Genomic DNA, 12,310 nt, shown 5'->3' with positions numbered 1-12,310 from the left:
CCGCATGCGTTCTGCGCTGCGGGGCTTTTTCTTTGCTTTTCTTGGCTACGCGCCGAAATCTTCCTCCCAATATTCATTCTCCCGGCGTTCGTCGCTGCCTCGCGCTTCTTCGGTTTTCCTTAGCTCTACGCGACGAATCTTGCCCGAGATCGTCTTCGGCAATTCATAGAACTCGATGCGTCGAATGCGCTTGTATGCAGCCAGTTTCTGCGCGGCGAACTTCAGGATTTCGCCGGCGGTTTCCTTCGTCGGTTCGTACCCGTTGCGCAACGCGACGAACGCTTTCGGCACCGATAAACGCAGCGGGTCAGGACTCTGTACAACGGCTGCTTCGCCCACCGCCGGATGCTCGATCAGCACACTCTCCAGCTCGAACGGACTGATCCGATAATCCGCTGCCTTGAAGACATCGTCGGAGCGGCCTACGTAGGTGAAGTAACCGTCGTCATCGATTGACGCCACATCGCCCGTACGATAATGGCCGCCGCGCATGGCATCCTGCGTCTTCGACGGATCGTCCACGTAACCGTCCATCAAACCCAGCGGCTTGGGGTCGAGGATCAGGGCGAGTTCGCCTTCCTCGGCCGGGTTGTCGTCGTGATCGAGCAGCGTGATGCGGTAGCCGGGTAGCGGCCTGCCCATCGATCCCGGCTTCATCGGCTGACCCGGCGAATTGGCTATCTGCGCGGTGGTTTCGGTCTGGCCGAAACCATCGCGTAACATGAGGTTCCAGGCTTTTTTCACACGCTCGATAATCTCGGGATTCAGCGGCTCGCCCGCTCCCACGACTTCGCGCAAATGCACCTTATAAGCCGATAAATCCTCCTGAATCATCATGCGCCAAACGGTCGGCGGTGCGCACAGCGTGGTGATCGGGTGCTTGACGAGCGCTTCCAGCGTGGCCTTCGCGCTGAAGCGCGATGTGTTGTGGATGAACACGGTAGCGCCCGCGTTCCACGGCGCGAAGACGCAACTCCATGCGTGTTTCGCCCAGCCGGGCGAGCTGATGTTGAGATGGACATCGCCGGGTTTCAGGCCGATCCAGTACATGGTAGACAAATGTCCCACCGGATAGCTCTGATGACTGTGCAGCACGAGCTTCGGGCGACTCGTCGTGCCGCTCGTGAAGTACAGCAGCAGCGGATCGGTCGCGAGCGTCCTGCCTTCCGGTTCGAACGAAGGGCTTTCGTTGAAGGCATCGGCGAAGTTCAGCCAGCCTTCGGACAACGCAGCGCTCGGCGGAATAGCTACGGCTATGCGGGTTTTGGTTTTATCGATGGAATCGAACTTCGCGGTTTCACTCGATGCCACGATCACATGCTTCACTTCACCACGCGTCATGCGGTCGGCTATGTCCGCCGGGGTCAGCAACATGGTCGCCGGAATGGTGACGGCGCCGAGTTTCATCGCGGCGAGCATGGTTTCCCAAAGTGCCGGCTGGTTCGGCAGCATCAGCAAGATCCGGTCGCCTCGCTGGACACCTTGTTGCCTCAACCAGTTGGCCAACTGATTCGATCTCGCCGATAACTCCGCAAACGAGAGCTTCGTCTCGTCTCCGTTTTCCTCGACCACCCACAGCGCCGGTGCAAGGTTGCTGCGTGCGTATTCATCGAACCAGTCGAGTGCCCAGTTGAACTCCGTCAGTTCGGGCCACGCGAAGTCTTTGTACGCAGCGGCGTAGTCGTCCCGATGACGTAGCAGAAAGTCTCTTGCCTGCAGAAATGCTTGCGATGCCATGGTCTTTCGTCTCCTGGATTTTGTTCGCTTTTGCCTGAGCCTTGATATGGCTCTTTTGCGTGGGTCTTTGTGAAACCTGCTTGTTTGCGAGTGTTCATGGCCGCCACGGTGCCCGGCTGCCGCTCACTTGCTCATTTGCTTACTTCTGCCGCAATTTCTCGCCCTGTTCCCGAACTTGATCCAGGGTTGCCGACGGAGTGCTCGCATCCTGCGGAATCCTTATTTCTATCACCGATGGCAATCCCGTTTTCATCGCGCGCTCGAATGCGGGCATGAATTGCGCCGTCGATTCCACGAGTTCTCCATGCGCTCCAAATGCGCGCGCGTAGGCCGCGAAGTCGGGGTTCGTCAGCGCTGTGCCGTGAACGCGGTTCGGATAGTGGCGTTCCTGATGCATGCGGATCGTGCCGTATTGCTGGTTGTTCACCACCACGAATATCACCGCGAGCTTGTACTGCATTGCCGTGGCCAACTCCTGGCTCGACATCATGAAACACCCGTCGCCGGCAAACGCCACCACGACCCGGTCTGGATACAACGACTTTGCCGCGATCGCTGCGGGAACGCCATAACCCATCGCGCCGCTTGTCGGCGCAACCTGCGACCGGAAATGCCGATACGCATAGTGCCGATGCAGCCAAGTCGCGTAATTCCCGGCACCATTTGTCACGATAGCGTCGGCGGGGAGATGCTCGCTGAGTTGCTCCATGATCTCGCCGAGCTGGACATCGCCGAGCATGGGGCGGGGCTTGCGCCACGCGAGATAGGCGTCATGCGCTGCTTCAATAGCGCCGCTCCACGGGATGGCTGCGGGCGGCTTGAGCGCGACCAACGCCGAGACCATTTCCGGCATGCCTGAAACGATAGGCAGATCCGCCGAATACACACGCCCCAGTTCTTCCGCGCCTTGGTGCACGTGGATCAGCGTTTGTTTCGTCTTGGGTATGTCGAGCAGCGTGTAACCGCCGGTCGTCGATTCGCCCATGCGGGGGCCCAACACCAAGAGCAAGTCGGCTTCGCGAATGCGTGCGGCGAGGGCGGGATTGATCCCGAGGCCGACATCGCCGGCATAGTTGGGGTGGTTGTTGTCCAGCGTGTCCTGGAACCGGAAGGCGCAGCCGACCGGCAGTTGCCACGCTTGCACGAAGCGCGCGAAATCCGCCGTGGCTTCGGGCGTCCACCCGCTGCCACCAGCAATGACAAATGGTTTCTTCGATGCCGCGAGCATGTCGTTCAACCGCGCGATCTGCGCGGGCGCGGGAGCGGCAGCGACGCGCTGATAACGCGGCGCGCCCGCTACGGCTTCGCATGCGTCGCTCAGCACGTCTTCCGGCAACGCGAGCACGACCGGGCCTGGGCGGCCAGAGGTTGCAATGTGGAACGCATGGCTCAGATATTCGGGAATGCGTCGCGGATCATCGATTTGCGCGACCCACTTCGCCATTTGCCCGAACATGCGCCGGTAGTCGATTTCCTGGAATGCCTCGCGATCCATGTGTTCGCGTGCGCACTGGCCGATGAGCAGGATCATCGGCGTGGAATCCTGGAATGCGGTGTGGACGCCGATTGATGCGTGGGTGGCGCCCGGGCCGCGCGTAACGAGCGCCACGCCGGGGCGGCCGGTCAGTTTGCCTACCGCCTCGGCCATGTTTGCCGCTGCGGCTTCGTGGCGGCACACGATGGTCTGGATGCGGCTCGTTTCATCGTGGAGGGAATCGAGGATGGCGAGGAAGCTTTCGCCGGGAACGCAGAAGACGCGTTCGACGCCGTGCGTGAGGAGTGCATCGACGACCAGGCGTGCACCGGTGGTCGGGAGGGCGTTCGAGGACGGGACAGCAGATGTCATGCGATGAAATCTCCCAGAAGGTTTCGCGCGGACGGCGATGGGCATTCGATTTCATAGCTTACGCTTGCGCGGGGCGCCGGCGCTAGGGAGGGGTTTTGCTGGTGTTCACTGGTCCATTGGTTTTTCGTCCTTGTCCGCACCATCGTTCAGATTCTTGGTCATTTAATTTGCATCTTCAGATCCGTCTGATTGACTCTTAACCGTCGTTCTCGATAAAACCATCCCGAACAGTCAAAAAAAGGAATCGAGACGATGAGACGGTACAACATCAAGCTGCGCGACAAAACGACGAGCGGCATGACCGATCCCAATGGCCGAACCGAGCGAATCGCGACTGATGCGGCATCGAACATCATCATCGAAATTACGCACTGACAATCCCCGTTAATTTGAAGGTCACAACAATGGATGAAATTGCCGGACATGGAGACAGCACGACGACAGGCGGCCGTATCGTTGCGGCAAGTTCGACTACTTTCGAGTACTCGAAGCGCATGGCGTTAAGCGGAGATCTCGCAACCTGTGGCAAGTGCGAAGGTGGTCCGTTTCCCATTTTAGGCACGGCTGACATCTGGACTGAAAACGGCAAATCGATGGTCAAGAGCCGCGACCTAGTACTTTGTCCGTGTGGTGAAAATCATGTCATCGCTGATTCGACGATTTACTACTTCGGATCCGCGAAGTCGGTAACCGTGAGCGTGACGGTTGCCGCGGTGGTCCTCAATAGCGCGGTGCAATTTGACCAGCAGTTCACGTTGCGCGACCGCGCAACACAGCAGCCACTCGGCCGTGTTTCGTATGTCATCACGAATCCGGCAGGCGAGATATTGAAGGGCATCACCGACGAGGACGGTAAGACGCAACGTATAAAAACAAGCGCATCCGAAACGCTCAATCTAAAAATTCAACACTGAGAGCCGCGCATGGCAGATGAAAATTGGGTCGAAGTAGGAACGGCAACAACTAACCGCATACCGGATTCGACGGTAGATATATACGTCGACCTGAACGCACCGCCGATATGCCCGAACATGACGGACGCTGAGTTTCGAAAGAGCGTGCTAAAGCTGACGGCTGACGCAAACGCTATGGTGCAACGGCGACTAAGTGAGTTGAGCCGATGGGCGGTGATCGATAAGGAACGTGTACAGATATGGTTCGGCGCTAGCGACGAATCAACCAAAGTCCGTTTAATCGATGGGCTGACGAAATTAGGTAAGGTTTTGTCAAAACTGGCCCCGAAGAATTTTATTCGATCGTCGCTCGATACAGATAGGGCGACAGGATGTACCCCCAATCTGAAAAATCTTGCTGGTGAAGTCGCGCACGTCTGTGGACCCGACACGGCGACGCACACCATTTCGATTAGTCCAAATTTTTGCACGTTACCCGAGCGCTCGGCCGGAAAACTAGACTCTAAACAACTTACGATTGTTCACGAGGCCACGCATTTCTATGACACTTTTGGATCGTTCGACCATGCCTATACTCAGTTCAACGCGCGTCGGCTTGCTCAATCAAACCCGGAACTTGCGATTGCTAACGCGGACAGCCTCGCGTGGTATGTGCTATGCACTGACTAGCGCGGTGCTGTGCTTCACGTCGAGCCATGCTTTTGCGTGCAGCCTAGGGTTGCAGATGTCGGCAATTATGTCCAGGAACTCTGCTGATATGACGAACGCCGATCGCATACGTTTGGCAAACCTGACTATCGACGTGCGCACCTTGCCAATGCGAAGCGATGCAATCATCTATGGCTATGCGTTCGCGGGGGAGCATGATCCCGCCGCACTAGCAGGCAGAAGGGCACAGACTGTTGCGCAATTCCTCACCCAAATGGGTGTCGCTACCGACCTGCTACACGTTGAGAGCAGCGTAGTCGCGTCGAATAGTAAACGCGATCCATCCGAGCCGGTCGACATACAGTTTTCGCCGATTTGCCCAACTGGCGGATGCGGTTTTCTTTGCAACACTCCGACTCCGAAATGAAAAACGAAGCTCCTCGCCGTTCGTGTGGCCGTGTGTTCCACACCATCCCGACCATGTTCGCATTGGTGACGTTCGCGCCTAAACCGGGTGCCCCCGATCACGCTCGCGTGATGTGCTATCCGACGCCCGAAGGCGACGCGATGCTCACGTATTTGTCGCCGTTCGATGCGTGGATCGAAGCTACTTATTCGTCCAAACCCGGTACGCCTTATCGCGTCATCGACGCGTCGACGTTCGATCCTCGCGAGATGGTTTCCGACCTCCGAGGCAAACTCAACGTTGGGCTGCACATCGGCTGGACCGCTAGTGACGGCAAGTTACTTGCGAAGCCAAGCGGTGAATTGGTCGGGTACATGGCGCTGCAAACGCTCGCGGTCGCACCCGCCGACATGGAAGACATCGAATTCACCTTAAACGTCGAGAATCGGAAAAGCGTCGATACATTCCATGAGAAAGCGGGACTGTTCGCCTATTCGGAATCGCTCGAAGCCAGCATGAAGTGGGGCGATCATCGTCTTGACCGAGAGGTAGCGTTGGCCATGCAAAACGTGCCCGCAACGTGCGAAGCATCCAGCGCTGACATCAACCAAATCGCGGTCTATGACCTGGAAGGAAAACAATGGCACTTTGTAGCGCTGGCTGACCTGGTTGATAAAACCACGGCTTGACCAACGAATAAGCTCCGTTGTTACGGGAAGGACCGAGTGAGTCGATCCTCCCGCTATGACGCGCGCACGCTGGCTCATGCGCTGCATGCAGGCGAATTTACATGAGGTGGAGAGCGATGAGTGACAAACTGTTGAAGGCGCTGCACGAAAACGGCGCAAGGGTTACACCAGGCTGGAACGATGGGCGCGGTGACGCTGCGGGAGTTCGATGCGCTACGCTTTCCGCCGATCAAGGTCTATAGCACGGCGCAAATCAAGCGGCTGCGCCAGCGCAGCGAGGCGAGCCAGGCGGTGTTCGCGGCGTGCCTGAACACGAGCGCATCGACGGTGCAGAAATGGGAGCAGGGCCAGAAGCGGCCGAATGGGCCGTCGCTGAAGCTGCTCGATCTGGTTGACCGTAAAGGCTTGGAAGCGATGTTTCAAAGGCTTCACAAGGAGACCATCTCAACCTCAACACTCAACAATATTCACCGCCAACCCACCGCGCGACGTTTCCTTGTATTTGGTCTTCATATCGGCGCCGGTTTGCATCATCGTCTTGATGACGGAATCGAGCGACACGTAATGACTGCCGTCCCCACGCATCGCCATACGCGCGGCATTCACCGCTTTCATCGACCCCATCGCATTACGTTCGATGCACGGAATCTGCACCATTCCGCCGACCGGATCGCAGGTTAGCCCGAGGTTATGTTCCATCCCGATCTCGGCGGCGTTTTCAACCTGCGTCGGCGTTCCGCCCATGACCGCCGCCAACCCCGCGGCCGCCATTGAACATGCAACTCCCACTTCGCCCTGACATCCGACCTCGGCGCCGGAAATAGAAGCGTTCATCTTGTACAGAATCCCGATCGCCGCCGCCGTCAGCAAAAAGTCGATCACGCCCTGCGCATTCGATCCCGGCATGAACCGGTCGTAGTAATGCAGCACAGCCGGAATTATCCCGGCCGCGCCGTTGGTCGGCGCCGTCACCACACGCCCGCCCACCGCGTTCTCCTCATTCACCGCAATCGCGTACAGATTGATCCAGTCGATCATGGAAAGCGGATCGCGCAACGCTTGCTCAGGTTTGTCGACCAGCGCCCGATACAGCACGGGCGCACGCCGCTTCACCTGGAAAGGACCGGGCAGGCAGCCGTCGGCGTCGGGGTTATCGATTCCGCAACCGCGCTTCACGCACGACTGCATCACCTCCCAAATGCGCAGCAAGCCCGAACGAATCTCGTCTTCGCTACGCCACACGCGCTCGTTGTCCCACATCAATTGCGCCACGGATTTGCCCGTTTCACGGCACAACGCAAGCAATTCATCGCCGGACTGGAACGCGTATGGCAACTGTTCAATAGCGGTCAACACCTTCACATTCGATGCCCCCGCAGTCACCACAAAACCGCCGCCCACCGAGAGATAGGTCGAGTCGCGCAATGACACGCCGTTAGCATCGAAGGCATGGAGTTTCATGCCGTTCGGATGCTCAGCCAGCGCCTGCCGCAGAAACACAATATGTTCCTTCAGCACAAACGGAATCTCATGGCGTCCCAGCAGCGGGAGCTTTTTCGACGCGCGCACGGTCTCGAGACGCGTGCTGATCGTGCCGGCATCCACCGTATCCGGGGCGTCGCCCATCAAGCCGAGCATCACGCCCCGATCCGTACCGTGACCCTTGCCGGTTGCGCCGAGCGAGCCGTACAACTCGCATTTCACAGTAGCCGTGGCGTCCAGCAAACCGTCGCGTTCGAGCCCCTGCACGAACATCAGGGCGGCGCGCATCGGCCCGACCGTATGCGAACTCGACGGACCGATGCCGATTTTGAAAAGATCGAAAACGCTGACTGCCATGACTGCTCCTGCAAAGGTCGTGCTAAAAAATCAGCGCGCCGGCAACGGCAAACAAACCGCGAGCCAAGCCGGCGGCGTGGGCGCCAGGCGCAGCGCAATGGGCGCGTAACGCCCGTCGAGCCGCGCCGATAGATGAAATAACTCGGCCGCGTGTTTCGGATCCCACGTGCCCGAATAACCGGGCAGGCCAGCCTCGCGGCGAGTGGCGTCGAAGGGCACGCTCGAATGGACAAATTCGTCGTGCGTGCGCGTGCCGAGCGCGTACGGCGTGAGCCAGTTCAGCGCGGCGGCGAGCGTCGCGCCCGACTGCGCGCGCTCGCTCAACCAGTTGCGGTTGTGACGGCGCGCGGCAAGCGCGGCCGTGACCAGCGGCTGCAGGTCGTACGTGACGTAATGCAGCGCATCGCGTTCGGCGAAATCGACGGTCGAACCGTCCGGCGCAATGTTGTCTCCAATATGCTCCACGTACAGACGCTGCGCCGCATTAATCAGCTTGCGGTCATCGATAGTGAACGCGCCCATTGAAATCAACTTGATCCGGTGACTCTGCCAGTTGTTTCGATACGTGCCGGTCAGCGGCCGTTTCTGCTTATCGATATCCGCAACATATCCCGTCACCATCTTCGAGATGAACGCGCTCGACGCATTCCGCGTTTTTACCGGCAACGCGCTCGCGGTCAGGTCGTAGGCGAGGATCAGCGATTCGAAATTCGTTTCATCGATAGGATTGAAACTCGGCTGATACGTTGTGACCCACGCGAATAAAAACCGGTCGACGAGACGCAAATACGCTTCGTTGCCGGTCGCGCGCCACGCAAGCGCCGCGTCGCGCATCAATCCGAGATCCTTCTCCGCTTCTTCGCTTTCGTCGCGAATGCCCTGATGCGGCAACGTGCCTTCCGTATGAAGCGTCGCCAGCGCTTTTGGCTGGTCGTTCAGCCGCGACTGCACCATTTTTACCAGGGCTTTGACACCCGGATCGGCGTTCGTGCGCTCACTGTTCTGCATCGCAGGCGCAGCGCAAAAATTCATTGCGGCGAACGCGTTCTGTGTAGTCAATGCCGTTGCTGCAAGGGCCGCGATCATCGCCGGAATACGCCACGTTTTACTCACCACTCGCACCTGTCGCGCCATGCAAAACTCCCTGATTGGCTTGGTTCGGGTGAGATGGTATCTGGTGTTGCGTGACTCCGGCAAAACTGTCCGGCTCTCGGGAAAGCCGGACAGTTGAAACGCGTGCTTATTCGCCCCTTATTCGCCCCTCATTCGCCGTACTCCGACAACGGAATGCACGAGCAGAACAGGTTGCGGTCGCCGTAAGCGTTGTCGGCGCGGCCGACCGGCGGCCAGTACTTGCGCGCGATCAACGAAGTCAGCGGATACGCCGCCGTTTCACGCGAGTAGGCGTGGCTCCAGTCATCGGCTACAACGACCGCTGCCGTATGCGGCGCGTTCTTCAGCGGGTTGTCCTCGCGATCCGATTTGCCTTCTTCCACCGCGCGAATTTCGTCGCGAATGGCGATCATTGCATCGATGAACCGATCCAGTTCCTCTTTCGATTCCGACTCCGTCGGCTCGACCATCAGCGTGCCCGGCACCGGGAAGCTCATGGTCGGCGCGTGAAAACCGTAATCGATCAGGCGTTTCGCGACGTCATCAACCGAAATGCCGCTGGTTTCTTTCAACGGCCGCAGATCGAGAATGCATTCGTGCGCGACCAGGCCGCCCGCGCCGCTGTACAGCACGGGGTAATGCGGCGCGAGCCGCTTCGCCACATAGTTCGCCGCGAGGATCGCGCTTTCGGTCGCATTCGTGAGGCCTTGCGCGCCCATCATCGCGATGTACATCCACGAGATCGGCAGGATGGCGGCCGAGCCATAAGGTGCGGACGATACCGCCCCAATCCCGGCTGCATCGCGCTGGTAGCCTGTCGAATGCTGGTTCGGCAGGAACTTGGCGAGGTGCGCGCCGACTGCAACCGGACCCACGCCCGGGCCGCCGCCGCCGTGCGGAATACAGAAAGTCTTATGCAGGTTCAAGTGCGAGACATCGCCGCCGAACTGGCCCGGCGCGGTGAGGCCGACCATCGCGTTCATGTTCGCGCCATCGACGTACACCTGAGCGCCATGCGCGTGCACGATCTCGCAGATCTCGCGCACGTTCACTTCGAACACGCCGTGCGTGGACGGATACGTGATCATGATCGCCGCGAGTTTGTCAGCGTGCTTTTCGGCCTTCGCCTTCAAGTCGGCGATATCGACGTTGCCCTGTTCATCGCAAGCAACCACCACGACCTGCATGCCGGCCATTTGCGCCGACGCCGGGTTCGTGCCATGTGCGGACGATGGAATCAGGCAGATGTTCCGATGCCCTTCGCCACGCGATTCGTGATACGCGTGGATGATCAGCAAGCCGGCGTATTCGCCTTGCGAGCCGGCATTCGGTTGCAGCGATACAGCCGCGTAACCGGTACACGCAACCAGCATTTGCTCGAGCTGGTCGATCATCGCGCGATAACCCACCGTTTGCTCAGCCGGCGCGAACGGATGAATCTGCGCGAATTCGGGCCACGTCACCGGCAACATTTCAGACGTAGCGTTCAGCTTCATCGTGCATGAACCGAGCGGGATCATCGTGCGGTCGAGCGCGAGATCCTTATCCGCCAGACTGCGCAGGTAGCGCAGCATTTCATGCTCGGAGTGATGACGGTTGAACACCGGATGCGTGAGGTATGCGCTCGTGCGTTCCAGTGCTTTCGGCAGGGAGACTTTTGCGTCAGCATCCAACGCGTCAATATCGAATGTCTCCGTCTTGCCAACCACTTCGGCGAACAACGCGAAGAGCTTGAGCAAATCGTCGCGCGTGGTGGTTTCATCGACGGAAACGCCTACGTGCGTTGCATCGATGTGGCGCAGGTTCACGTGCACGGCGGACGCCGCCTGATGCAGCGCCGTCGTATTCGCGCCGCTGACGATGGTGACGGTATCGAAGAAGGTCTCGTTTGCGAGCGTGTAGCCGAGTTTTTGCACGCCGGCGGCGAAGATCGACGCCACGCGATTCACACGCAACGCGATGGTCTTCAGGCCCTGCGGGCCGTGATACACGGCGTACATGCTGGCCATGATGGCGAGCAACGCCTGCGCCGTGCATACATTCGATGTCGCCTTTTCGCGGCGGATATGTTGTTCACGCGTTTGCAGCGCCAGACGCAATGCGTGCTTGCCTTGCGCATCGACAGTCACGCCGACCAGACGGCCCGGCATTTGCCGCTTGAAGTCATCGCGCACGGCCATGTACGCCGCGTGCGGACCGCCGAAACCGACCGGCACGCCAAAGCGCTGTGTATTACCGATAGCCACGTCCGCGCCCCACTCGCCCGGTGGCGTGAGCAGCGTGAGCGCGAGCAAGTCGGCTGCCGCGATCACAAAACCACCCGCCGCATGGACCGCTTCAGTCAACGCGCGATAGTCATGCACGTCGCCATTCGCGCCCGGGTATTGCAGCAGCACGCCGAAAGCATTGGCCGTGGCGGCATCGGCGGCAGGACCGACTTTCACTTCAATACCCGCTGGTTTTGCACGCGTGCGCACGACTTCGATGGTCTGCGGCAGCACGTCGTCGGCGATATAGAACAGGTTCGATTTCGGTTTGCCCGCGCGTTGCAGCAGCGTCATGGCTTCGGCGGCAGCGGTGGCTTCATCGAGCAATGATGCGTTCGAAATCGCGAGACCCGTCAGGTCGATGATCATCTGCTGGAAATTGAGCAATGCTTCCAGGCGGCCTTGCGAAATCTCCGGCTGATACGGCGTGTAAGCCGTGTACCACGCCGGGTTTTCAAGCACGTTACGCAGGATCACGGCGGGCGTGTGCGTGCCGTAATAACCCTGGCCAATATAGTTCCTGAACACCAGGTTCTGATCCGCGAGTTTCCTGAGCGACGCCAACGCTTCCGCTTCGCTTTTCGGTTGCGTAAACGCGCCGAGCGGCAGCGTTTCGTGGCGGCGGATGGCCTCGGGAATCACCGCGTCGATGAACGCCGCACGCGACGCGAAACCGAGCGCTTCGAGCATGGCGTGCTGGTCGGCCGCATCCGGGCCAATGTGCCGTTGGGCGAACGCATCGTGGCATTCGAGCGCGGCGAGGGACAAGGATGAGCGGTTCATCAGACGGTCCGGGTGTTCGAGCTTCATGATAATTCCTGCAGGTGCGGCGGCTTTTTATGGAAAGCGCG

General features: G+C 59.3%; 9 protein-coding genes and 1 pseudogene. 5 read left to right on the top strand and 5 right to left on the bottom strand.

What is annotated here, in order from left to right; genetic code table 11:
* Positions 1-45: 45 nt before the first annotated feature.
* Entirely contained in the window at positions 46-1,737 is a 1,692-nt protein-coding gene (locus BSU04_RS06020; protein WP_089159745.1) for an AMP-binding protein, read from the bottom strand.
* A gap of 139 nt (positions 1,738-1,876) precedes the next feature.
* Positions 1,877-3,583, bottom strand: coding sequence for a thiamine pyrophosphate-binding protein (locus tag BSU04_RS06015; RefSeq protein ID WP_089159744.1), 1,707 nt, complete (start codon positions 3,581-3,583; stop codon positions 1,877-1,879).
* A gap of 252 nt (positions 3,584-3,835) precedes the next feature.
* Between BSU04_RS06015 and BSU04_RS47385 the strand changes: the two genes are divergently transcribed.
* The 5 genes and pseudogenes from BSU04_RS47385 to BSU04_RS49130 form a co-directional block, all read left to right on the top strand.
* Positions 3,836-3,958, top strand: coding sequence for a hypothetical protein (locus BSU04_RS47385; protein ID WP_256982218.1), 123 nt, complete (start codon positions 3,836-3,838; stop codon positions 3,956-3,958).
* 29 nt (positions 3,959-3,987) lie between these two features.
* The gene (locus BSU04_RS06010; protein WP_089159743.1) at positions 3,988-4,497 is read left to right on the top strand and encodes a PAAR domain-containing protein; all 510 of its coding nucleotides are present in this window, start codon (positions 3,988-3,990) and stop codon (positions 4,495-4,497) included.
* 9 nt (positions 4,498-4,506) lie between these two features.
* Positions 4,507-5,166, top strand: a complete 660-nt coding sequence (locus BSU04_RS06005) for a M35 family metallo-endopeptidase (protein ID WP_089159742.1) — start codon at positions 4,507-4,509, stop codon at positions 5,164-5,166.
* A 402-nt stretch (positions 5,167-5,568) separates the two neighbouring features.
* Positions 5,569-6,240 carry a hypothetical protein gene (locus BSU04_RS05995; RefSeq protein ID WP_089159740.1) on the top strand — a complete coding sequence of 224 codons (672 nt, stop codon included), beginning with the start codon at positions 5,569-5,571 and terminating at the stop codon, positions 6,238-6,240.
* A 180-nt stretch (positions 6,241-6,420) separates the two neighbouring features.
* Positions 6,421-6,549: pseudogene (locus BSU04_RS49130) on the top strand (helix-turn-helix domain-containing protein); the annotation flags it as partial.
* A gap of 141 nt (positions 6,550-6,690) precedes the next feature.
* On the opposite strand, the gene BSU04_RS05985 reads toward BSU04_RS49130, so the two are convergent.
* From BSU04_RS05985 to gcvP, 3 genes are all read right to left on the bottom strand, one after another.
* Entirely contained in the window at positions 6,691-8,079 is a 1,389-nt protein-coding gene (locus BSU04_RS05985) for an L-serine ammonia-lyase (protein ID WP_089159739.1), read from the bottom strand.
* Positions 8,080-8,109: 30 nt separating this feature from the next.
* Complete coding sequence (locus tag BSU04_RS05980) at positions 8,110-9,213, bottom strand: alginate lyase family protein (RefSeq protein WP_089159738.1); 1,104 nt, start codon at positions 9,211-9,213, stop codon at positions 8,110-8,112.
* A gap of 128 nt (positions 9,214-9,341) precedes the next feature.
* Complete coding sequence (gcvP, locus tag BSU04_RS05975) at positions 9,342-12,269, bottom strand: aminomethyl-transferring glycine dehydrogenase (protein ID WP_089159737.1); 2,928 nt, start codon at positions 12,267-12,269, stop codon at positions 9,342-9,344.
* Positions 12,270-12,310: the final 41 nt, after the last annotated feature.

The organism is Caballeronia sordidicola (assembly GCF_002220365.1).
Taxonomy (GTDB): Bacteria; Pseudomonadota; Gammaproteobacteria; order Burkholderiales; family Burkholderiaceae; genus Caballeronia; species Caballeronia sordidicola_C.
The sequence above is the reverse complement of the archived record's forward strand: the minus strand, read 5'-3'. Positions and strand labels throughout refer to the sequence as shown.